Raw genomic sequence first — 20,971 nt, 5'->3', positions numbered from 1 at the left:
GGTGCCTACCGCGGGCTCGTGCCGCTGCCGTGACTGTAGTTCGCCCGCGCACCTTGGGCCCCGGCGAGGTCCGGTTCGGCCGCCGGGTCCTGCCCGCCGCTCCTGCGGGCGCTCGCCATGGCCAGCAGGAGCGCCACGGCGGTGACGACGGCCGCCGGTACGCCGAGCCACATGGGGGAGACCGCCTGCTGGGCGAGTCCGCCGAGCGCTCCGCCCAGGGCGACGCCGACATAGATCGCCGAGGCGTTGAGGCCCAGGAGCACCGGTGTGGCCGACGGGGCGTGGGCGACGAGGCGGTGCTGCTGGGGGACGACGGGGACGCCCGCGCACAGGCCCAGCGCCGCGGTCCACACGAAGGCGGTCGGGAGGGTCTCGACTGCGGCGCGGCCGACGGCCAGCACGATGATGGCGGCGGCGAGGCTGCCGAGCAGGACCCGTTCGGGCCTGTGGCGGTCGGAGAGCCGTCCGGCGAGGAGGTTGCCTCCCAGCACTCCGAGCCCGTAGACGAAGAGCACCGCGGTGAGCGTGGCCTCGGAGCCGCCCGTCACGTCGTCCAGCGCGGCCGCGATGTAGGTGTAGAGCAGGTAGGTCCCGGTGAGGGCGAGCATGGTGACGGTCAGGACGCCGAGCACCCACCGGTCCTCGAGCGGCGCGAGCCGCGCCCGGAACGTGGCTGCGGGCAGCGTGATCCTCGGAATGCCGAAGGCGATGCCGAGAGCGGCGACGGCCCCCAGGGCGGCGACGGCCCACAGCGTGAGATGCCAGTCACCGCGCCCGATGAGGGTGCCAAGGGGGAGGCCGATCGCGCTGGAGAGCGTCAGCCCGCCGAGTACGAACGCGAGGGCGCGGCCGCGTCGTTCGGGGGGTGTGACGGCCACCGCGGCGCTGGCCGCGGTGGAGGTGATGATGCCTGCCCCGGCCGCGGTGACGACGCGGGCACCCATGACGGCGCCGTACGAACCCGCCATCGCCGTCGCGGCGTTGCCGATCACGAAGACCCCGAGGGCCAGGAGCAGGGCCGTACGCCGGTCCAGGGCGCTGGTCGCCCAGCCGAGCACCGGGGCGGCGACCGCGAGGGTCAGCGCGAAGACGGTGACGAGCTGTCCGGCGGTGGGAACGCTGACATCCAGGTCGTCGGCGATGGCGGGGAGCAGCCCGGCGATGACGAAGCCGTCGGTACCGACGGCGAATGTCGCCAGGGCGAGGGGGAGGAGTCGTTTGTACATAGGTCACCCATTTCGCTGCATCTCTGGGCATAGCTGGGCATGACGGGGCATGGCAGGACGGAGCGCGCGCTGAGGCTTGAGGCGGCTCGGCGCGGCCTCAACGTAGCCAACGCATGGATGCTTGTCCATGCATCAAACTATGAGCTAGCCTGGCGGCCCTGAAGCTACGTACAGGTCATGGACAGGTCGGCGATGCGCGAGTTGATGCAGCCATCGAAGGACGAGATCAAGCTCGTCGAGGTCCTCCACGCGCTGGCGGACCCGGTCCGCCTGACGATCCTCGGCCGGCTGGCCGACAGCGGGCGCGAGAGCTGCTCGGGCATCAGCGAGACCATCGACGTCCACCAGACGACGATGTCCCACCACTACCGCGTCCTCCGTGAGGCCGGCCTCACCTGGACCACGGTGGAGGGCCGGTCACGGTATGTGAGCCTGCGCCGCGAGGACTTGAACGAACGGTTTCCCGGTTTGCTGGACGCTGTGCTCACTCCGCTGCGGGCGGGCTGACGGGCGTCGGGCGGCTGGCGATGCCGCCATGCGGCCGCCACTTCGCGATCGCTTCAGGGCCTGGCCCGGGAGGAAACGCCTCGCTGGAAGGGCCGCGGGGTGCATGGGTATCCGTACTCATCGGGCCTCGTCCGGCCTCATCTGGCTGGAGGTCCCGCTGACGGCTCGCACTGCCCCTTGGCGGAATGCCCGGGTGGAGTTGTCCGGGTGTGGGGGAGGCGGTGCGGAGGCGATGGTGGCCGTTGGCCATGGGTGTGTGGGCGGCCCTTGTGGTGGTGGGCGGGCTCCTCACGCTGTATTTGCATGCGGGGGAGGGGCGGGCGGCTGACCCGGGCGACAGCCCATCGGCCACTCACGAGTACGTCTCCTGCACCAGCCCGCCCGGGGAGGGGGATGCCCCGTTGCTTGCCTGCGTCGACACGTCGGAGCGGTGACTCACGAGTTGAGGTTGATGCGCGGGGCGGGCAGGCCTGAGCCCCGGACGCATGGCGTGCCGGGGCTCACAGCGGGGGACGCGGGTGGGGCCTAGTACGGGCCGTTGACGTTGTCGATCGAGCCGTAGCGGTCGGCCGCGTAGTTGCAGGCGGCGGTGATGTTGGCGACCGGGTCGTAGCTGTCCATCGACGTGCCGGGCAGGCGGTAGCTGGCGAAGGTGGGGTCGATGACCTGCAGGAGTCCCTTGGACGGGATGCCCGCGGCGGCGTTGGAGTCCCAGTTGTTGATGGCCTGCGGGTTGCCGGAGGACTCGCGCATGATGTTGCGGTGGATGCCCTCGTACGAGCCGGGGATGCCGTGCTGGGCCAGGATGTCGAGCGACTCCTTGATCCAGCCGTCGAGGTCGTTGGTGTAGGCCTTCTTCGCCGGGGCGGCGGCGGGCTCGACGGCGGCCGCGTCCTTGCGCTCGGAGCGGTCCGCCCGCTCGGCGGAGGCCTTCTTGCCGAGGGTGAGCTCGAGGCCGGGGTGGATCAGCCGCGGGTCGTCGCCGAGGGCGCCGCGGTTGTCCTCGTAGAGCTTCTTCCAGCCGCCGCTCACGGAGTGCTCTCGGGCGATCTTGGAGAGGGTGTCGCCCGCGGCGACGACGTACGTCTTGGGGGCCGCGGCGGGCTTGGCGGCCGTGCCGGCGTCGGCCGCGGCCGCGGAGGTCGCGCCCAGCACCGGGAGAGCGAGCACCGCCCCGCCCGTGCCTGCGGCGGCGATGCCCCGGGTGAGCGGGCTGGACTTGGGGCGGCGGTGCTTACCCTTTGCGGGCATGACGAATTCCTCTCCGTCGCCTACGAGGTGAGCTGTCGGGTTCGGACGGGAGCTGTCCGGTCGCACTGCGCATGCGACTTCACCCCGAGCCGCTCCGGAATCCGGACCGGCGTCTTACCTGGGTCCCCCGCTCCTGCCGTGCGTGAGTGAGTCGGGTGGGAGTGTTTCCGGACAGCGGCAGGATTCGGCGTTCCATCCGGATTGACGGTGACGTTAGGCGAGAAAGCCCGGACGGAACAAGGCCTGAATTCGAGCGGGGAATGCTCGAGGTCACTTCCTGAAGATCAGAATCCCTCGCCCACTTTGATCGAAAAGCTCAACTTTCTTTGCGCGGAACGGAAGTGCGCTCGGTGGCTTCCGAGGGGCCGTTGCGGTCGGTGTGTCCCATTTCACTGAATGGGGTGCGGGTTGGAATGCGGATCGGCGACATATCGGGCGCGCTATTTCGGGTGAGCATCCGTAATGTGGGTTGCACTTCATGTATGGCGCTATTGATGTAAAGGGGTGGATTTTCGCGCAAAGATGGACATAACGCGGAAGTGGCGTTCGCCCGGCTCTCGGCCGCCTTCAGTGCGGTGGAGGGCCTGAGCGGCGGGCTGCGGCGAGGTGGGTGGCGGCATTTCGTTAATGTGACGAGCTTTTAGGAGACGCGCTATGGCTCCCCTTCAGGGGAATTGAGGGGGCCAGGTATCGACGGCCCCCTATCCCGCTGCCAGGTTCAGGGACTCGCTCCACGAATTCAGGACCGAAGCATCGTGATTCGCTTGCCAGGCAACGGAGTTGACACTCCGCGCTGTAGAAGTCGCCGACGAGCCCGAAATGGAGCCGGCGCACTTCGAGTAGAGGGCCCCTGCAGCTCAGCCGAACGCGTTCCTGCCGCAATGGCCATGCGCCGTACCGAGGACCTGCGAAGCCTGCTTGCCGGTGAGTTCAAGTTCCTGCTTGGTCTTCTTGGCCTGGTCGACCAGGGCCTGCCCGCGGGCGACGCAGAGTGCGTTGCCGTGAGCGACGAGCACGTCGTCGCTGATGCGGTCCAGTTCCGGGTAGTGGTCCCGGATCGTCTTGAGGTAGAGCTTGGCCGACGGCCCTGTCAGGCCGCGCAGTTCATCGGGAGCCGCCGATGGGCTCCCGGACGGTGCGGCCGAGGCCGACGCGGACGTGTCGGTCGGCCTCGCCGGGGCACTCGACCCACGGTCGCCGGACGAGTCGCATGCCGAGGCGCCGAAAGCGGCGAACACAAGACAGGCGGCGAGCAGGGGCAGACGCTGGTGCATGAATCTCCTGGTACATGAGTGAACCGAGAAATTCTCCCCCATAAGCGGCAAGCTCCACGACAGTGTTTGCTCGCGCGTCGGCGGGGCTCCACCACCCTCATCAAGCGCGCCTCGATACGCGCCCCGAGACCCAGTTCCGATCAGGGCCAGAACGCGATCGCGAGGGCGATCAGTGTGCCGAGTGCCACGATGCCGCCGAACGCTCCGAAGGCCAGGCCGGCCTTCATGGTGGCGGGGCGGGTCTCCCGCCAGCCCAGTTCCTGGGCCACGCCCCGGATCAGGCGGTGGCCCTCGGCGCTTGAGAAGGAGTGGCGTTCGGTGCCGTCCGGGGAGCTGCTCCAGGTGCGGTAGCGGATCCGGCCCGTTTCCCGTTGTCGTCCGCCGCCCGGGCCCCGCCCCATCGTGTCGACGACGTCCGTCACGGTGAAGGTCCGTTCCTGCGGGCGCAACTCGACCCGGTAGGTGTGCACTTGGCGTCGGCCCGGTACGGGGACATCCACCGCCAGGTCGAATCCCCGTGCCGTCCACTGCCAGCGGTACGACGTGTCCGCGGCGGCCTGGACGCGGACGCGGAACTCCTCCGCTCCACCTGCGTTGTGACCATGACTGTGGACCTGACCTGCGCTCATGTTCGCGATCCTAGCCCCGGACCAGACTCCGATCCCGGCCCGGATCCGCCCCTGGCCCAGTCCCCGATCCCGGCCCCGGCCCGGACCCCGTCTGCGAGCGGAACGTCCGCCGGTACGTGTCCGGAGGCACGCCGACCGTCCGGTTGAAGTGGCGGCGCAGCGTCGTGGCCGTGCCCATGCCCGTGGCCCGGGCGACGGTGTCGACGCTGTCGTCGGTGTTCTCGAGCAACTCCTGGGCGCGCTGGATCCGTTGGGTGAGCAGCCATTGCAGCGGGGTGGTTCCGGTCGCCGACTTGAAGTGGCGGCCCAGGTGGCGCGAGCTCATCCGTGCCTCGCGGGCCAGGTCCTCGACGGTCAGCGGCTGGTCGAGGCGTTCGATGACCCAGGCGAGCAGCGCCGTGAGCGGGTGATCGGACCGGGCGGGCACCGGGGCCGCGACGAACTGGGCCTGCCCGCCGGCCCGGTGCGGCGGGACGACCAGGCGGCGGGCGACCGCGTTGGCGACCGACGAGCCGTGGTCGCTGCGGACGAGATGCAGGCACAGGTCGAGCGCGGCGGCCTTCCCGGCCGAGGTGAGCACGCTGCCGTTGTCCACGTAGAGCACGTCCGCGTCCACCTCCACCCGGGGAAAGCGGCTGGCCAGCTCCGCGGTGTGCGCCCAGTGCGTGGTCGCGCGCTTCCCGTCGAGCAAACCTGCGGCGGCGAGCACGAACGCGCCCGTGCAGAGGGACGCCACGCGCGCACCCGCCTCGTGCGCCGCACGCACCGCGTCGATCAGGTCGTCCGGCGGTTCTTCGTCGACGTCCGCCCAGGCGGGGACGATCACCGTGTCGGCGTGCCGGAGCCGGTCGAGCCCGTCGTCGGGGTCGAGGCGGAACCGGCCGACCCGCATGGCGTCCGACCCGCAGACAGCGACGTCGTACCAAGTGGCGGCCGTGCCGGGCGGCGCCGAGCCGAACACCTCGTACGCCACAGACAGTTCGAAGTGCATCATCCCGTCGGTGACGGCCAGTGCCACAGTGTCCATGTCCGGAAGTGTACGGGTCATGTCGTTCCGGACACTCGTCCCGGCCGCCCGCCGCCACCAGGATGTGGGGAGTTGATCAGCGGATCGACGTCCATCGGGGAAGCGGGGAGAAGTCATGGGTTCGGGACACAAGGTGCTGGTGTTCGGCGCGTACGGGCACACCGGCCGGTTCGTGGTCGCGCACCTGCGGGAGCGCGGGTTCGTCCCGGTCCTCGCCGGCCGCGACCCCGCCAAGCTGGCGGCGCTGGCGGAATCCGCACCTGGGCTTGAATCACGGGTGGCTTCGGCCGCCGATGCGGACTCGCTCGACCGGGCCCTTGCCGGAACGGCGGCCGTCATCAACTGCGCCGGACCCTTCGCCACGACCGCCGCCCCCCTGATCGAGGCGGCACTGCGCGCCGGGATCCCGTACGTGGACGTGGCCGCCGAGATCGAGGCCAATGCCGACACGTTCACGCACTTCGCGGACCGGGCCCGCGCCGAGGGGGCGGTGATCGTCCCCGCGATGGCCTTCTACGGCGGCCTCGGCGACCTGCTGGTCACCGCGGCGGCGGGCGACTGGACGAAGGCCGACGAGGCGCACATCGCGTACGGCCTGAACAACTGGCACCCCACCGCCGGATCGCGCGCCGCGGGCAAGGTCACCCGGGAACGCCGGAACGGCCGACGCCTTCGCTACACCAACGGGCGCCTTGAGCACCACTACGACGAACTGCCCGTCCTGGACTGGCGGTTCCCCGAGCCGCTGGGCACCCGATCCGTCTTCGGGGACTTCACCATGGCGGACGTCGTCACCGTCCCCAGCCACCTTTCGATCCCCGAGGTGCGTACGTACATGACCGTCGAAGCGGCCACGGAGGTGACCGCACCGGACACGCCGGCGCCCACCGCGGTCGACGAGCTTGGGCGGTCGGACCAGACCTTCGTCGTCGACGCCGTCGTGCGCGCCGGGGGCGAGGAGCGGCGCGCCGTCGCCAGCGGCCAGGACATCTACGCGGTCACCGCGCCGCTCGCCGTGGAAGCGGTGCACCGCATCCTGACCGGGCAGACCAGGACCGTCGGTGTCGCCTCCGCAGGTGAGCTCTTCGACGCCCCCGACTTCCTGCGTGCGCTGGCCCCGTACATCTCCGTCGAACTGCGCCAGTAGCGGCGGGGCGCGGCCCGGAGCCGTCGCCCCCGTAGGCGCCCGGATGGCGGGCGTCCACGACGGGGGAGATCATCGGGCTGGTACGACCCGGCAAAGGGAGGCGGACATGGAGGAACCGGACAGCCTGGAGGCCCGGGCTCTGAGCAAGGACTGCGTCCCTGCCTGGCTGGAACTGCACGAGGCGGTCGAGCGCGTCGACCGGACCGGCGAACACGTCGACGCCGAGGAACTCGCCGAGGCCCTGTCCGACCCCAAGCTGGACCTGGAACGGGACAGCCTGGGGCTGTGGGACGGGCCACGTCTCATCGCCCACGCCGTCGTGTACACGCCGCACGGCGCGGTCGACGCGGCCCGCTTCCAGGGCGATGCCGCCGTGCACCCCGAGTGGCGGCGGCGCGGCATCGGGACGCGCCTCGTGACCTGGATGCTGGCCCGCGCGGAGGACCTGCACGCGGCGGACGCGGAGCTGTCCGCGCTGCCGGGCGAGCTGCTGCTCGACGGGAAGGCCGCGGACGAGGCACTGCTGAAGCTCACCGACCGCTGCGGTTTCACGGCGTGCCGCTGGTGGTTCGACATGAAGCAGCCGCTGGACGGCGAGCGCCCCGACCCCCGCCCCGCCCCCGAGGGCACCCGCCTCGTCCCCTTCGCGGAGGCGTACGACGAGGCCACCCGACTCGCCCACAACGACGCGTTCCGCGACCACTGGAACTTCACCGTGTTCGACAGCACCGACTGGCGCACCTGGGTCACCGGCGCCACGTCGTTCCGGCCCGCGATGTCACGGCTGCTCCTTGCGGGCGACGAGGTGGCGGCGTACCTCCTGGCGGAGGAGAGCGAGGCGAAGACGGCGGCGACGGGCAGCCGGGACTGCCATGTCGGTTTCCTCGGCACGCGGCGGAGCTTCCGGGGCCGGGGAGCGGCGCCCGCGCTGCTGACCGATGTGCTGCGGACGGCGCGCGAGGCGGGGTACGACACGGTGTCGCTGACCGTGGACACGGTCAATCCGTCGGGCGCGCTGGGGTTCTACGAGCAGTCGGGGTTCGCGGTGGACCGTGAGTCGGTGACCTACGCCCGCGCTTTGGGGGCATCTGAAGGCTGACGGCGGCGGGCTTCAGGCCACACGTTGCCGGGGTGGGCTGATGATCCGGCAGATGTTGTCGGCATCACTGCCCGCCCGGGGGTCGGTCTCGGCGGCTCGGCGGGCGAGGTCACGGAGGGCCGTGCGGGTCTTGCGGAGCTCGGCCATGCGCCGGTTGATCTCTTCGAGGTGCTCGTCGATGAGGTCGGTGACGTGGCCGCAGGGGGCCTCGCCGCTGTCGCGGAGGGCGAGGACGCCGCTAGCCCTTGACCTTCCAGCGGGCTGGAAGGTCAAGCGTCGTCCGCAGAGGCCGTGGGTTGGGGCCATGAGCTGGGAGGACGCTGCCATGCGGATCACGGTGCTGACGGTTCCGGACTGTCCGAACGGGCCGGTCGTACGCGAGCGGATCACGGCCGCGCTGTACGGGCGGCCCGCCGAGGTGGAGCTGGTCGAAGTGACTGGGCCGGAGGAGGCCGAGCGGTCGGGGATGACCGGCTCGCCGACCGTCCTGCTCGACGGCGTCGACCCCTTCGGGACCGCGGAGGCGGTGCCGAGCGTGTCCTGCCGGATCTATCGACATGCTGATGGCGAGGTCGACGGGGCGCCGAGCGTGGCGGAACTGCGCCGGGCCCTGGCTGGGGCAGGTCTGGCCGCATCGGTAGCGGCGTACGACGACTGCTGTGCGGCAGACGCCGTAGACACGGTGGACGCGGTAGAAACGGTGGACGCGCTCGACCTGGTCGGCAGGGACGGCCGAGGACGCCTCGCGCCCGTCGAGGGCGGGCTGCGGGCGGTGCATCAGGCGGTGCTGCGGCACTTCGCCGCGACCGGCAGCGCCCCCGAGGCAGCGGTCCTTGAGCCGGTCGCGGCCGCCTCCGGCCGGACAGCGGTAGAGGTCCTTGCCGAGCTGGCACGGGAGGACTTCCTGACGCTCGGCCCGGACGGGCGGATCCGGGCGGCGTATCCGTTCTCCGCGGTGCCGACCCCGCACCGGGTGTCGATCGCAGGCGGTACGCAGGTGTGGTCGATGTGCGCGATCGACGCGCTCGGCATCCCCGCCATGCTCGGCCGTGATGTGGTGATCACCTCCGCCGATCCGGTCACCGGCGAGAGCGTCACGGTGACCGGCGAGGACGGGCGGATGGTGTGGGAGCCGGCGGCGGCGGTGGTGTTCGTCGGCCGCAGGGGCGGATGCTCCGGGCCCGCGGCCGAGGTGTGCTGCGACACTCTGAACTTCTTCACCGGCGCCGTCTCCGCCCGGACGTGGATCGAGCAGCACCCCGAGGTGAACGGCCAGATCGTGGACCGGGACCGGGCCGAGGAGATCGGCAGGGCGACCTTCGGGCCGTTGTTGAGCGGCGACTGACCAGTGCGGCAGACCCGGTCAGGCCAGAGAGCCAGGGTGCCCGCGCACGGCGCCGCCCCTGTCACACGTCGACACGGCGCCGGGAGGCCTCGATGTCACCCAGGTACTGGTGGGTCCAGTCGCACATGCCGTCGACCACCTTGCGCAGGGCCCGGCCCGGCACGGTGAGGGTGTACTCGACCCGCGGCGGCACGGTGGGGTGCACCGTCCGGTGGAGCAGGCCGTTGCGCTCCAGCATGCGCAGGTTCTGGGTGAGCATCTTGTGGCTGATGCCCTCGATCTCGTCGCGTACCTCGCCGAAGCGCAGCGTGCGGTCCCCGATGGCTTCGATGATGAGGAACGCCCATTTGTTGGCGATGTCCGAGAAGATCTCCCGCGCGAGGGAGTCGGCGCGCGTCAGATCCGCTTCGTCGGGCAAGCCCTCGTACTTCTTGGTCACCTTGTGGTTCCCCAGTCACTGAAAAGTGCGTTCTTCCATGTCAGCGGCCACTCTCCTACGGTTCCTGAGTAACCACAAGAGACCGCGGGCTTCGCGGCTCGACGGCGGCGGGCCCATGGGCCCGCGGGACGAGGAGGCGGGCAGCATGGCCATCACCCTGGTGAACCCCAGTGGATTGCCGGAGATCGACGCGTACCGACAGGTGTCGATCGCGACCGGATCGAAGCAGGTCTTCATCGCCGGGCAGGTCGCCTGGGACGCCGACGGGGTCACGGTCGGCGAAGGCGACCTCGCCGCTCAGATCGAGCAGTGTTACGTGAACATCGCCACCGCTCTGGCGGCAGTCGGCGGCTCCTTCGCCGACGTGGCGAAACTGACCATTTACGTCGTCGACTGGACCCCCGACAAGATGCCCCTGCTCATCGAAGGGATCAGGCGGGCGGCGGCGAGGCTGGGCGTCACACCGGTACCGCCGGGCACGCTGCTGAGTGTCGCGGCCCTGGACATCCCCGAGCACCTGGTCGAGATCGAGGCCACTGCGGTCATCGACTGACCGGTTCGGAGGGTGCGGAGCTGGTAAGGGTGGCGAGGGCGTGGCGGAGCCCGGAGTCTGAGTTGGCGTCGCCGGATGGGCGGTCGGGCCAGCGGGCGGCGACGTGGCCGTCCGGCCGGACGAGCAGTGCTCCGTGCGGGCCGATGCCGTAGAGGTCGATGTGCTCGCGGGGAAGCGGCTCGACGTGCAACGGCCAGGGTGCGGTGGGGTGTTGCTCCCAGGCGGAGGGGTCCGGGGTGAGGAGGGTGAACCATTCGCCGAGGGTGTCGAGCGTGGAGCGGTCTTGGCTGAGCCAGGCGTGGGGCAGGCGGTGGCCCGGTGCGGCGGTGGGGATGTAGTCCGTGCCTGAGTCCGCTTTCGTGTCGCCGTCTGACGGCTCGGCCGGGGTGCTGTGGTCCGTGAGGACGGCGTCGGACCGGTAGGACACACCTAGTACGAGGCCGAGTTGGGCGAAGTACCGCTCCGGCCAGGGCGCCGCGGCCTCGGCGGGCGCTGCTTCGTCGGCGGGGAGCTGTTCGTCGCGCCGGGGCAGCGTGGGGGACATGAGCCGGGCGTTGACCACCGCCTGGTCGAGGTTCTGGTGGGCGACGGGTCGCCGCTCCGTCTCGTAGGTCCCGAGCAGCCGCGGCCCGGCCCACCCCTGCACGACACCTGCCAGTTTCCAGCAGAGGTTGTGCACGTCGGCGATGCCTACGTTCATGCCCAGGCCGCCGGCGGGCGGGATCGCGTGCGCGGCGTCACCGGCCAGCAGGACCCGGCCGCGGCCGAAGCGTTCGGTGATGAACGCGTTCATCACCCAGTGCTGGACGCGCGACACCTCGGCCCGGACGTCGACGCCGGTCCCGAGGGCATGCGCGACGAGGCCGGACCAGTCGGCGTGTTCGGCGTCCTCGGGCGTCGGGATGATCCAGGCCCAGCCGCCCTCGGGATAGATCGGGAGGAGCGATCCGTGCCCCGTGAGATAGACGCCCGCGGGCCGGTCGGCGGACCAGGGCCTCAGGTCGGCGTCGAACACCACGGTGGTGATGCTCGCCAGCGCGCCGGGGCCGACGGTGCCGATGCCCAGCAACTGCCGAGCGGTGGAGTTCGCGCCGTCGGCGGCGAGTACGTACCGGGCGCGGACGCGCCGCTCGGCACCGCTGGGACGCTCGACGAGCGAGGCGACGACGCACTGGGCCTCCCTGGCCTCCCCAGCCTCCCGGGACTCTCCGGGTTCCCCGAACTCCTCGGCCAGGCCGGCGAGCTCGACCCCGAATTGGATCTCGCCGTCCGCCGCCGCGACCAGAGTCGGCTCCAGCCGGTCCTGCGAGGTGACGACCCCGATGGCGGGGCTCTCCGGAATCGGCGCGTTGACCCCGATCATCGCCGCCGACGCGAGGTCGTGGCCGTCCAGGGTGTCGCGGAAGCGGATACGGCCGTACTCAGGAGCGAAGGCGGCGTCCGTGATCTTCGCGGCGAGCCCGAGCTGGCGAAAGATCTCCATCGACCGTACGTTGACCAGCCGCGACCGGGGAAACGGGGACAGCTCGCGATGCTTCTCGACGAGCAGGACCCGTACGCCCCAACGTTCAAGGAGCGCACGGGCGGTGAGCCCGACGGGTCCACCACCGACGATCAGTACGTCCACGTCCACGTCGGCGTCTGCTGGGGGCATGTCGAGCTCCTGGGACTGTCGGCCACTCGTGCGGGCCACCATCCAACACCGCGCGCTCGCCCGAGGCGACGAAGCGCCCCCGCGCGCCGCCCGCGCCGGAGGCCCCGAGCCGCCGACCGCCAACCGTCAGCCGTCAGAAGATGGAGAGCCCGGTCAGCGTGGTGAAGCGGTCCAGCGCCGCGACGCCCGCCACCGAGTTCCCGCGCTGGTCGAGACCCGGGCTCCACACGCACACGGTGCAGCGGCCGGGAACGACCGCGATGATGCCGCCGCCGACCCCGCTCTTGCCGGGCAGGCCCACGCGATGGGCGAAGTCGCCCGCGGCGTCGTACGTACCGCAGGTCAGCATCACCGCGTTGACCTGCTTGGCTTGGCTGCGGGTGAGCAGCGTGGACCCGTCGGCCCTTATGCCGTGGCGGGCGAGGAACCCGGCGGCCAGCGCGAGGTCGGCGCAGGAGGCCTCGATCGAGCACTGGCGGAAGTACTGGTCGAGGAGCGTGGGCACCGGATTGGTGATGTTGCCGTACGACGCCATGAAGTGGGACAGGGCGGCGTTGCGGTCGCCGTGCGCGCGCTCGGAGTCGGCCACGCCCTCGTCGAAGGTCAGGCCCTGGTTGCCGGACTCGGCGCGCAGGAAGTCGAGCAGCGTGCCGGCGGCGTCGCCGGTCAGGGTGTGGAGCCGGTCGGTGACGACGAGGGCGCCCGCGTTGATGAAGGGATTGCGGGGGATGCCGTTCTCGTACTCCAACTGCACAAGCGAGTTGAAGGGGTTGCCCGACGGCTCGCGCCCGACGTGCTCCCACAGCAGGTCGCCGTCCAGGGAGAGATCGAGAGCGAGGGTGAAGGCCTTCGTGATGGACTGCGTGGAGAAGGGCTGCTGCCAGTCCCCGACGCCGTAGACCGTGCCGTCGAGATCGGCGACGGCCATCCCGAAGCGCCGTGGATCCGCCGAGGCGAGCGCCGGAATGTAGTCGGCGGGCCGCCCGCGGCCCGGCAGGGCCTGGACCTCGGTGGCGATACGGTCAAGGACGGGCTGGAGGGACTTCGGGGAGGCGGACACGGGCAGTTGCTCCGGCTTCATACGGTAATGCGGTGAGGCGTCCGCAGTACTTTACGGCAGCGGGGGCGCGCGGCCGATCAGGGCCGCGGTGATGTCGTGCGGGCAGGCGCCAACTCGGCCTTGTGCGGCCATTGGTAGCCTCCCGGGATGACTGAACCCTTGGGTGAAGCCGTCCGCGCACGACTGCGCGCCCCTCTCATCTGGTACGTCGGCACGGTGTTCGCCGACGGGGCGCCGCAGGTCAGCCCGATGTGGGTGGACTTGGAGGGCGAGGATGAGCTGACGTTCAACACCTCGGTGGGCCGGGTGAAGGAGGAGAACCTGCGCCGCGACCCCCGCGTCTACCTCTCGCACGCGGACGCCGACAACCCCTTCGACCGGGTGCAGATCAGCGGTGAGGTCGTCCGCTTCATCGAGGGCGAGGAGGCCCACCACCGCATGGACCGGCTGGCCCAGAAGTACCTGGGCAGCGAGCGGTTCGAGTGGCTCATGCCGGGGGAGCGGCGGGTCTCGGTGATCGTGCGCCCTCTCAAGGTGCGGCACATCGTCGGGGTGGAGCGGTTCCGGCCCGGCGGTCCCGTGCCCGCGCCCTGACCGGACCGCGAGGGCGGGCGCCCCGGTCGGCGGCCGAACGTCACCCCGGGTTGCCCGCGTGGGTGAGCGTCTCCCGGGCCATGAAGTAGTTGTCCGTCGGGCGGGGGCGTTTGGCCTCGGTGTACGTGCCGGTGGCGGGCATGCCGATGCCGAGCCTGCCGTGCAGGGCGTTGAACGCGACCTCGGTCGAGCCGAGGCCCTTCTTCACCGTGCCGTCGCAGAGCCAGGAGGGGACGGGATCCCCGTTCTCGTACTTGGTGTGGAAGCCGTACGCGTGCCGCAACCGCTCCGAGAGCTGGGGCCATTGGTCCTGGCCCTGGATCCGGGTCGTCTTGGCCACGTGCGAGACCGCCGCCAGGCCCCAGGCCGTGTGGCCGAAGTCGCGGCAGGTCTCCTGGGACAGCCCGTTGACGTACGTCGTCTCGCCCTGCCAGTACTTGGTCAGCTCCGCGACGGTGTCGATGGAGCTGCGCGGCGGGTACTTCGGCCGGGAACCGTCGGAGGTATGGTAAACGTACGCCGGGACGCGGCCGCGGAAGATCCCCATCGCCTTGTCGTAGCTCGCGCGGTCCTCCAGATGGACGGAGATGCCTACCGCGGCCTCCATCATGATCAGTTCCCAGTTGCCGTTCTTGCCCGGGGCGCCGTTGATCACCTCGGGCAGGTAGACATCGCGCAGCATCGACGCGAAGCGGCCTGAGTGGGACCACGTGCCGCTGTAGGTGTACTTGATGACCTCCGCGGCGCGCGGCCAGGTGGAGCCTGCCCAGCCGGTCTGCAGCGGGGCGTTGCTGTTGGTGTGGTCCTTGATGGTGCCCGACCAGGCGTCCATGATCTGGATCGCCTTGTTCGCGTACTTGGTGTCCCGGGTGACGTACCAGGCAAGGGCGTTACGCGGCGATGGCGTCCTGACGCTCGTCGGTGCAGCCGAGGTTGGGGTTGGACGACGAACCGCACTCGACCACGGCGCGCGGCTTGGGCGCGCGCGACGCGGAGGCGTACGGGCTCGCCATCATCTGGTCCCATGCGCCCTTCGAGGGCTGCGCCCCGCGTTCACCTTGGTGCGCAGGAAGTCCAGGTGCCCCTTGCCGACCAGGACGCCGGGGCGGGCGAACCGGGCGGGCGCGGCGGCCGCGCCGACCGGCTCCCCGGTACCCGCGTCCGCCGGCTCCAGCCGTGCCCCCCCGGCCGACGAGCAGGCTCCCGGTCAGGACCGTGACGCCAAGAACGAGGATGCCGACGCGGGTCCTGGCTCTCGTGTGACCTCTTCGTCCCACGACACGCTCCATCGCATACGTGAACTCGGGGCATGGATATGAAGGTTGCCGGGAAGATAGCGGCGCGTCATGTCTGCGTCAACTTGCTGCGCGGCGGGGCCTGCGGAAGCGCCGGCGGCCGGGACCGGTTCCGGCCGCCACTGGTTGAGGCCGGTCAGGGGAGTGCGGGCACTCCCGCAAGGTTGCTCGTGGACCTGAAGGACGCCGCTGAGATCCGGGGTCATGATCTGCCACCGGCTGGGCGCTTGAGGGGGTTGCGATCGCCAGGCCGTTGCGCGCTGGCCAGGACCGGCCCAGTAGATGTTGACGATGTCCGGACGGAACTGTGTGCCGAGACCCCGTCACCCGGGCCTCGGCCGCCGCCTGCGCGGGCGTCACGCCAGGGCCGGCAGCGATCAGGGCGACGACCGCGGCCGCGGCGTCGAGCACGGCGGCCAGCCTTCACCTGTTGGCGGAAGCCTTACGGTGTCCGGATGCTTGACGCCGCTTGTCATGCACCTTGTGAACCACCTGTACCGCGGCCCATGAGTAAGTACGGCTCATCATTGGCCACTTCAGCGAGGGCTGGCCTTGACGGGGCGGCCCGCACCCAACGGCTGGACGCTGTTCATGATGGACACAGGTCCTCTACCGGCTGGTCGGGGATGAGTCGCGCCCAGTCGTGCTCTGCGCTGAGACGGCAGACGCGCGTGGCGACGTAGTCGACGTCGGTTCTCCACACACGGCCGACGTAGTTGGCGTTGGAGCTCTTCTGATTGGCGTCGGTGGTCCAGACTCGGGCGGCGTCGTGCGGGCCGAAGGTTGCCAGGGTGCGGCCGTCGGGGGAGAAGCGAACTGTGGGTATTCCCTGCATGGTGGGACCGGTGAGGGTGGCTTGTAGGCGCGTGGCGCGCGTGTCCCACAACCGTACGGTGCCGTCCGTGTTGGTGGTGGCGAGCGTGGAGCCGCGGGGGCTGAAGGCCACCGCGCGGACGAAGCCGGCGTTGGTCGCCAGAGTGGCGGTGGTGCGATGGGTGGTGACATCCCACAGGCGAACGCTGTTGTCGGTGTTGCCGACGGCGAGGGTACGGCCGTCGGGGCTGAATGCCAGGGCCATGTTGGCGTCTTTGGGGCCAGGAAGGGGTGTGCCGGTCTCCCCAGGGCGGACGGTCCACAGTCGCGTGGTGCCGTCGGTGCTGACGGAGGCCAGGGTGCGGCCGTCGGGGCTTATGGACAGTGCGACAACTGTGCGGGCGTCGCGCAGGACGGTGGTGGTACGGCGAGTGGCGACGTCCCACACACGGATGGTGCCGTCATTGCTACTGGCCGCAAGGGTGCTCCCGTCTGGAGTGATTGCCAGTTGCCGCACGGTGTCGGTGGCCCCGGCGAGTGTTGTGGTGTGTCTGCCCGTCGTCAGGTTCCACACGCGTATGGCACGGTCCTCTCCGGCGGCAGCCAACATCTGGCCGTCACTGCTCGCCACCGAACCGGTGACGGGCTCTGGGGGGCGGATGGGCGCCGGGTGGCTGCGTGGTGTTGTCGTGGACCAGCGGGCCATTTGATTGTCATAGTCGACCGTGAGGACGGCGGGGAGGTCCGTGAAGGACGCTGGTGAGGCGATGGCGCCAGTGCGTCCGCTCAAGGTGGCGACGGGGCGGTGTGAGGCCACGTTCCACAGGCGGGCGGTGGAGTCTTGGCCGCTGGTAGCAAGCGTGCGGCCGTCGGGGGAGAACGCCACAGCGTAGACGGGTTGCTTCACGGTCAGCGTGGCCAGGGCTTTGCCTGTCTGCGGGCGCCATATACGGACAGTGCCGTCGATGCTCGCGCTGGCCAGTGTGTGGCCGTTTGGGGAGAACGTCACCTCCTGCACCTTGCGAGTGTGGCCCTTCAGCGTCGCGAGCAGGCGGCGTGAGCGTACGTCCCACAGTTTCACGCTGTCATCGTTGCCCGCGGTGGCCAGGGTGCGGCCGTCAGGCGAGAACGCCACCGTGGTGACGGCGCCGGTGCGGCCGGCCAGGACGGCGAGCGACTTGTGGGTGGACGTGTCCCACAGGCGGGTTGTGCGCCCACTGTCCGCGGTGGCCAGCATGTGGCCGTCCGGCGAGAAGGCCAGGCGCAGCACCGCGTCGGTGTGGCCGGTCAGGACGGCGCGCTCCTGGTACGTGCGGGCGTCCCACAGGCGCACCGTGCGATCGCTGCCGGCACTGGCCAAGGTGCGGCCGTCGGGCGAGAACGCGACTGCTTCGGCCATGTTCGTGTGGCCGGTGAGGGTCGCGAGAAGTCGGTGGGAGCGTGCGTCCCAGAGCTTGACGCTGCGGTCGTTGCTCGCTGTGGCCAGGGTGCGGCCATCGGGGGAGTACGCCACCGTGTTGACGACGTCCGTGTGGCCGGTGAGGGTCGCCAGGAGTCGGTGGGAGCGCGCGTCCCAGAGCTTGACGGTGTGGTCGAAGCTTGCTGTGGCAAGAGTCCGGCCATCCGGTGCGAAATCTGAGCTTTCCACTGGCTGGGTGTGGCCGGTGAGCTGATTGGCGTTATAGCGGGCGTGCGCACTCAGCAGGCTGCCGCGCGCTTCGATGGTAGGAGCCTGCCGATACCCCTTGAGCGCGAGGATCATTGCAGCCTCAGGGCGCTGCTCGCTCAACTGGTCGGCGCGGGCGGCAAGTTCACGGGAGGTGGCTAGACGTCGCTGAGTATCGGCAGCGGTTGTCTTCTTCACGGCGATCGCTGTCGCGATCAACGCCATGGCCAGCAGCACACTGAGGGCTGCCATGAGCTGGCGGGTACGCCGAGTGCGCTGATGAGCGGCCGCAGCGCTGGCGCGGAGGAAATCTGCCTCCTGGTTGTTGAGCGCCTTGGGATGGGCATCAGCCCATTCCCGGGCCACAGTGAATTGCACACCGCGGTACAACGCCTCAACGTCGCGGCCGAGTTCATGCCAGTTCCGCGCGGCGGCGGTCAGCCTATGGTGGACGCGTAGCGCGTCACGGTCATCGCTCAGCCAGCGGCGCAGCCTTGGCCAGGCACGTATGACGGCTTCGTGGGCCACTTCGACGGTGCAGTCGCCCGTCACGATGAGCCGGGCCGCGACAAGATCCTGCAGCAGCACACCAAGTTCGAGTCCGTCGAGTTCGTCCAAGGTCACGCGACGCCGGGTGTCCTCGGTACCGTCGCCGATCGCAGTCAGCCGCAGGAACAGGGCACGGATCGCGACCTGCTGGACCGAGGATGCCTGGGAGTGCACGCGCTCTGCGGTGAGAGCGACAGCACCACTCACCCCGCCGCAGGCGCGGTAGTCGGCCAGCCGCAGAGTACCCCCCTTCCGGCAGCGCCAGATCTCCCGCATCACGTGTGCGACCAACGGCAGCGCGCCGGGCTGGTCGGCGGCATCGGCAAGTACCGCTTCCAGGAGGTCGGCGTCGATGCTCACCCCCCTCCGGGCGGCGGGCTCCACCAGGATCTCCCGCAACTCGGCCGACGTGGGCAGTCCCACCGGCAACTGGACGCCCGTGCGCAGCGCGGCAACCAGGCCCGGGTGGGCGAAGCAGTGTGCGTAGAAGTCGGCACGGATGCCCAACACCACCCGGATACGAGCGGGACGCGCACATACGAGTTGGGCCACCGCCGACAACAACGCGTCGCGCTCAGCCTCCCGCTCACACAAGGTGAAGACTTCTTCGAACTGGTCGATCACCAAGACGACCTGCTCCTCGCCAGGCCGGGAGGCAAGCCAAGTGGCAAGAGCAAGCTCCAGCGCTGTGGCATCTTCAGCGAGTCGGCGCACGAGCCGACCGGCAAGAGTGGCCGGCTCTCGGTCGGGGCCGCTGCCGCCATCCACACTGATAGTGGAGTTCGCGAGAGCGGCGATCGCCGCTGCGAGGGATTCCAGCGGGTGATCTCCCGGAGTCAGGAAGATCGGATGCCAGTGGGGCTCCAGCGCGGGTAGCAGCCCCGCCCGCAACAGCGACGACTTGCCGCTGCCAGAGACCCCGGACACGGCGACCAGTGGAGCGCACGCCACCTGCTCCACCAACTGCTTGATGAGCCCCGAACGTCCGAAGAACCACGGCGCGTCCTCGACTCCGAAGGCTGCCAGCCCTGGATACGGGCCTCGGCCCTGCCTCTCTTCCCGTTCGCGGTCAGCGTCGCGCAGCGCGGCTTCCGTGGCCCGCCAGCGGGTCTCCCACTCCTGGGGCGGCGCACCACAAGCACGCGCGTAAGCCAGCGCCACGTCCAAGGTGGGCAGACGATGGCCCTTCGCGGCATCCGCGAGAGTGCTGGCCGCGTAGTGCGCCCGTTTCGCCAGCACTCGATAACTCGGCCCGCCCGCTCGTTCACGTAGCTGCCGCAGCTCCCAGGCGAACCGCTCGACCGGGCCGTCCTCGGGGTCGACTGGCGACTCCGGCCGCCCTAGCCGACCACCACCGAACCCCCCGCCCCGCGCTGCGGGTGTGCCCCTGGACCCCAACTCCCTCACAGACCCCTCCTGCGTGCTCCAAGCTCAAATACCCCATTATCCGGCGTGTTTGTCTCCACTGAACTGACCTTTCGGACAACTGAAGGCGGTCTACTGGCTCATCCATGGCCGTCTTACTTGTCCGAATCCTCGGGATGCTGCTGTCGGACAAGTCGCAGCAGCCCCACAATCGAGGCCACGGGCACCGGCCGCGAACGCATACAACTCATGCGCCTGCCCGATCGCCATCACGTGTGGCCGCGAGGTGCCTGTGGTTCTTCCTGGACCACAGTCGGCGTTCGTGTGGACCCCCATCGCCTGCGACCGCTGATCACATCGGAATGTCTCGTCTAGCTGAGCCTGCGGGAGATCGCTCTGTGAGTGTTGAAAGCCATGAGGGTTGTCGACGGGGAGTCGCAACCGCTCGAGATTCCAGTCTGCTCAGGCGGAATGCTGGTGAAGGCAGGCAGATCTTCTCGGTGTCCATCTCCGATCTGCTGCCGGCTGACTCGCCCCGACTCGCGGGAGAAGACTTCGAGCGCGTACGGGTGCTCGCCGAATCGGAAGCGGAGCTTCCGCCGATTCTGGTGCACAGGCCGACCATGCGCGTGATTGATGGGATGCACAGACTTCGGGCCGCTCTGTTGCGTGGCGTGGATCGAATCGATGTGATGTTCGTTCAAAACTTGGACGGAAGGGATCTGTTCCTCCTCGCTGTGAAGGCGAACGTCACCCACGGCCTGCCCCTGACGCTGGCCGACAGGCGGGCAGCGGCGGCGCGAATCGTCGTGTCCCACCCGCAATGGTCGGATCGGGCCATCGCGATGGCGACGGGACTGGCCGCCAAGACGGTACGGGCGATCCGTGATCGCACAACAGAGGGTCTTCCGCAGCCGCGGAGCAGAACCGGCCAGGACGGGAAAGTGCGGCCGTTGAACAGCGCCGAGGGGCGCAGGTCGGCCGGTGAGATCCTGCGTGTGAACCCCGATACCCCGCTGCGTCAGGTCGCCCTGCGAGCTGGAATCTCTCTCGGCACGGCGAGCGATGTCCGGAAGCGGCTGCGAGCAGGGGAAGACCTGGTTCCACCCCAGCAGAAGGGTGGCGGGCCCGCAGCGGATGCACGGGGGAGTGCGCCCGGGGTCTTGGAGCGTGACAGGGCCTCAGCGCAACGGAGGCGCGGTGCCAAGCAGGCCGAGCAGGTGGTGGTGCAGGACCCGGCAGTGATCGTGCACCTGCTGATGAGGGATCCCGCCCTGCGTTTCACCGAGTCCGGCCGCTCCTTGTTGCGCTGGCTGAACGGCCGCCGGATCGACTCCGCGGAGTGGCAGGACCTGCTTGAGGATGTGCCTCCGCACTGCACCCGCACCGTGGCCAACTACGCACGTCAGGTCGCCGAGTCGTGGGCGCAGTTCGCCGAACATCTGGATCAACGCGAACAGGCGATGACGTAGGCGAAC

General features: G+C 69.9%; 17 protein-coding genes, 1 pseudogene and 1 riboswitch. Of the genes and pseudogenes, 7 read left to right on the top strand and 11 right to left on the bottom strand.

The features are described 5' to 3' along the window. Positions 1-5: 5 nt before the first annotated feature. The gene (locus IEY91_RS17685; protein ID WP_189174712.1) at positions 6-1,226 is read right to left on the bottom strand and encodes an MFS transporter; all 1,221 of its coding nucleotides are present in this window, start codon (positions 1,224-1,226) and stop codon (positions 6-8) included. A gap of 192 nt (positions 1,227-1,418) precedes the next feature. Here IEY91_RS17685 and IEY91_RS17680 point away from each other — a divergent pair, with 192 nt between their 5' ends. After that, positions 1,419-1,733, top strand: coding sequence for an ArsR/SmtB family transcription factor (locus IEY91_RS17680; protein WP_164328872.1), 315 nt, complete (start codon positions 1,419-1,421; stop codon positions 1,731-1,733). Positions 1,734-2,258: 525 nt separating this feature from the next. Here the strand turns inward: IEY91_RS17680 and IEY91_RS17675 are convergent. From IEY91_RS17675 to IEY91_RS17660, 4 genes are all read right to left on the bottom strand, one after another. After that, a complete protein-coding gene (locus IEY91_RS17675) occupies positions 2,259-2,984 on the bottom strand; it encodes a LysM peptidoglycan-binding domain-containing protein (protein WP_164327658.1) in 726 nt (241 codons plus the stop codon). Between the two features lie 4 nt (positions 2,985-2,988). Further along, a riboswitch (cyclic di-AMP (ydaO/yuaA leader) is annotated at positions 2,989-3,151 on the bottom strand. Positions 3,152-3,841: 690 nt separating this feature from the next. Next, positions 3,842-4,258 carry a hypothetical protein gene (locus tag IEY91_RS17670; protein ID WP_189174711.1) on the bottom strand — a complete coding sequence of 139 codons (417 nt, stop codon included), beginning with the start codon at positions 4,256-4,258 and terminating at the stop codon, positions 3,842-3,844. Positions 4,259-4,398: 140 nt separating this feature from the next. Then, positions 4,399-4,887: a hypothetical protein gene (locus IEY91_RS17665; RefSeq protein ID WP_189174710.1), complete on the bottom strand. Its 489-nt coding sequence runs from the start codon at positions 4,885-4,887 to the stop codon at positions 4,399-4,401. A gap of 10 nt (positions 4,888-4,897) precedes the next feature. Continuing rightward, positions 4,898-5,914, bottom strand: coding sequence for a helix-turn-helix domain-containing protein (locus tag IEY91_RS17660; protein WP_189174709.1), 1,017 nt, complete (start codon positions 5,912-5,914; stop codon positions 4,898-4,900). 115 nt (positions 5,915-6,029) lie between these two features. Here IEY91_RS17660 and IEY91_RS17655 point away from each other — a divergent pair, with 115 nt between their 5' ends. Continuing rightward, positions 6,030-7,061 (top strand): saccharopine dehydrogenase family protein, encoded by a 1,032-nt coding sequence (locus IEY91_RS17655; RefSeq protein ID WP_189174708.1) that lies wholly within the window; start codon positions 6,030-6,032, stop codon positions 7,059-7,061. A gap of 106 nt (positions 7,062-7,167) precedes the next feature. Next, entirely contained in the window at positions 7,168-8,160 is a 993-nt protein-coding gene (locus IEY91_RS17650) for a GNAT family N-acetyltransferase (RefSeq protein WP_189174707.1), read from the top strand. A gap of 12 nt (positions 8,161-8,172) precedes the next feature. Here IEY91_RS17650 and IEY91_RS17645 read toward each other — a convergent pair whose 3' ends face one another. After that, the gene (locus IEY91_RS17645; RefSeq protein WP_189174706.1) at positions 8,173-8,487 is read right to left on the bottom strand and encodes a MerR family DNA-binding protein; all 315 of its coding nucleotides are present in this window, start codon (positions 8,485-8,487) and stop codon (positions 8,173-8,175) included. On the opposite strand from IEY91_RS17645, the gene merB reads away from it, so the two are divergent. Beyond that, complete coding sequence (gene merB / locus IEY91_RS17640) at positions 8,486-9,505, top strand: organomercurial lyase (protein WP_189174705.1); 1,020 nt, start codon at positions 8,486-8,488, stop codon at positions 9,503-9,505. The two genes, IEY91_RS17645 and merB, sit on opposite strands and share 2 nt — an antisense overlap. 61 nt (positions 9,506-9,566) lie before the next feature. On the opposite strand, the gene IEY91_RS17635 is transcribed toward merB, so the two are convergent. Beyond that, on the bottom strand, positions 9,567-9,944 hold the full coding sequence (locus IEY91_RS17635; RefSeq protein WP_189174704.1) for a winged helix-turn-helix transcriptional regulator: 378 nt from the start codon (positions 9,942-9,944) through the stop codon (positions 9,567-9,569). 145 nt (positions 9,945-10,089) lie between these two features. Between IEY91_RS17635 and IEY91_RS17630 the strand changes: the two genes are divergently transcribed. Next, positions 10,090-10,497, top strand: a complete 408-nt coding sequence (locus IEY91_RS17630; protein ID WP_189174703.1) for a RidA family protein — start codon at positions 10,090-10,092, stop codon at positions 10,495-10,497. Here IEY91_RS17630 and IEY91_RS17625 read toward each other — a convergent pair. Together IEY91_RS17625 and IEY91_RS17620 are read right to left on the bottom strand one after the other, a co-directional pair. Then, on the bottom strand, positions 10,487-12,151 hold the full coding sequence (locus IEY91_RS17625; protein WP_189174702.1) for an FAD-dependent monooxygenase: 1,665 nt from the start codon (positions 12,149-12,151) through the stop codon (positions 10,487-10,489). The two genes, IEY91_RS17630 and IEY91_RS17625, sit on opposite strands and share 11 nt — an antisense overlap. A 133-nt stretch (positions 12,152-12,284) precedes the next feature. Then, positions 12,285-13,232, bottom strand: a complete 948-nt coding sequence (locus tag IEY91_RS17620; protein ID WP_189174701.1) for a glutaminase — start codon at positions 13,230-13,232, stop codon at positions 12,285-12,287. Positions 13,233-13,358: 126 nt separating this feature from the next. Here IEY91_RS17620 and IEY91_RS17615 point away from each other — a divergent pair, with 126 nt between their 5' ends. Further along, entirely contained in the window at positions 13,359-13,805 is a 447-nt protein-coding gene (locus tag IEY91_RS17615) for a PPOX class F420-dependent oxidoreductase (RefSeq protein ID WP_189174700.1), read from the top strand. 40 nt (positions 13,806-13,845) lie between these two features. On the opposite strand, the pseudogene IEY91_RS17610 reads toward IEY91_RS17615, so the two are convergent. Continuing rightward, a pseudogene (locus tag IEY91_RS17610) lies at positions 13,846-14,979 on the bottom strand (alginate lyase family protein). A gap of 710 nt (positions 14,980-15,689) precedes the next feature. After that, a complete protein-coding gene (locus IEY91_RS17605; RefSeq protein ID WP_189174699.1) occupies positions 15,690-19,535 on the bottom strand; it encodes an nSTAND1 domain-containing NTPase in 3,846 nt (1,281 codons plus the stop codon). A 458-nt stretch (positions 19,536-19,993) separates the two neighbouring features. Here IEY91_RS17605 and IEY91_RS17600 point away from each other — a divergent pair, with 458 nt between their 5' ends. Further along, positions 19,994-20,965, top strand: coding sequence for a ParB/RepB/Spo0J family partition protein (locus tag IEY91_RS17600; RefSeq protein ID WP_229697041.1), 972 nt, complete (start codon positions 19,994-19,996; stop codon positions 20,963-20,965). Positions 20,966-20,971 lie beyond the last annotated feature (6 nt).

This window comes from Streptomyces lasiicapitis (genome assembly GCF_014646335.1).
Taxonomy (GTDB): Bacteria; Actinomycetota; Actinomycetes; order Streptomycetales; family Streptomycetaceae; genus Streptomyces; species Streptomyces lasiicapitis.
The sequence above is the reverse complement of the archived record's forward strand: the minus strand, read 5'-3'. Positions and strand labels throughout refer to the sequence as shown.

Bases quoted from the DNA above. Each gene is read 5' to 3' on its own strand.
- IEY91_RS17670 (WP_189174711.1), bottom strand. From the start codon at position 4,258: ATGCACCAGCGTCTGCCCCTGCTCGCCGCCTGTCTTGTGTTCGCCGCT.
- IEY91_RS17680 (WP_164328872.1), top strand. From the start codon at position 1,419: ATGCGCGAGTTGATGCAGCCATCGAAGGACGAGATCAAGCTCGTCGAG.
- IEY91_RS17620 (WP_189174701.1), bottom strand. From the start codon at position 13,232: ATGAAGCCGGAGCAACTGCCCGTGTCCGCCTCCCCGAAGTCCCTCCAG.
- IEY91_RS17685 (WP_189174712.1), bottom strand. From the start codon at position 1,226: ATGTACAAACGACTCCTCCCCCTCGCCCTGGCGACATTCGCCGTCGGT.
- merB (WP_189174705.1), top strand. From the start codon at position 8,486: ATGCGGATCACGGTGCTGACGGTTCCGGACTGTCCGAACGGGCCGGTC.
- IEY91_RS17615 (WP_189174700.1), top strand. From the start codon at position 13,359: ATGACTGAACCCTTGGGTGAAGCCGTCCGCGCACGACTGCGCGCCCCT.
- IEY91_RS17655 (WP_189174708.1), top strand. From the start codon at position 6,030: ATGGGTTCGGGACACAAGGTGCTGGTGTTCGGCGCGTACGGGCACACC.
- IEY91_RS17650 (WP_189174707.1), top strand. From the start codon at position 7,168: ATGGAGGAACCGGACAGCCTGGAGGCCCGGGCTCTGAGCAAGGACTGC.
- IEY91_RS17675 (WP_164327658.1), bottom strand. From the start codon at position 2,984: ATGCCCGCAAAGGGTAAGCACCGCCGCCCCAAGTCCAGCCCGCTCACC.
- IEY91_RS17625 (WP_189174702.1), bottom strand. From the start codon at position 12,151: ATGCCCCCAGCAGACGCCGACGTGGACGTGGACGTACTGATCGTCGGT.
- IEY91_RS17630 (WP_189174703.1), top strand. From the start codon at position 10,090: ATGGCCATCACCCTGGTGAACCCCAGTGGATTGCCGGAGATCGACGCG.
- IEY91_RS17660 (WP_189174709.1), bottom strand. From the start codon at position 5,914: ATGGACACTGTGGCACTGGCCGTCACCGACGGGATGATGCACTTCGAA.
- IEY91_RS17665 (WP_189174710.1), bottom strand. From the start codon at position 4,887: ATGAGCGCAGGTCAGGTCCACAGTCATGGTCACAACGCAGGTGGAGCG.
- IEY91_RS17645 (WP_189174706.1), bottom strand. From the start codon at position 8,487: ATGGCAGCGTCCTCCCAGCTCATGGCCCCAACCCACGGCCTCTGCGGA.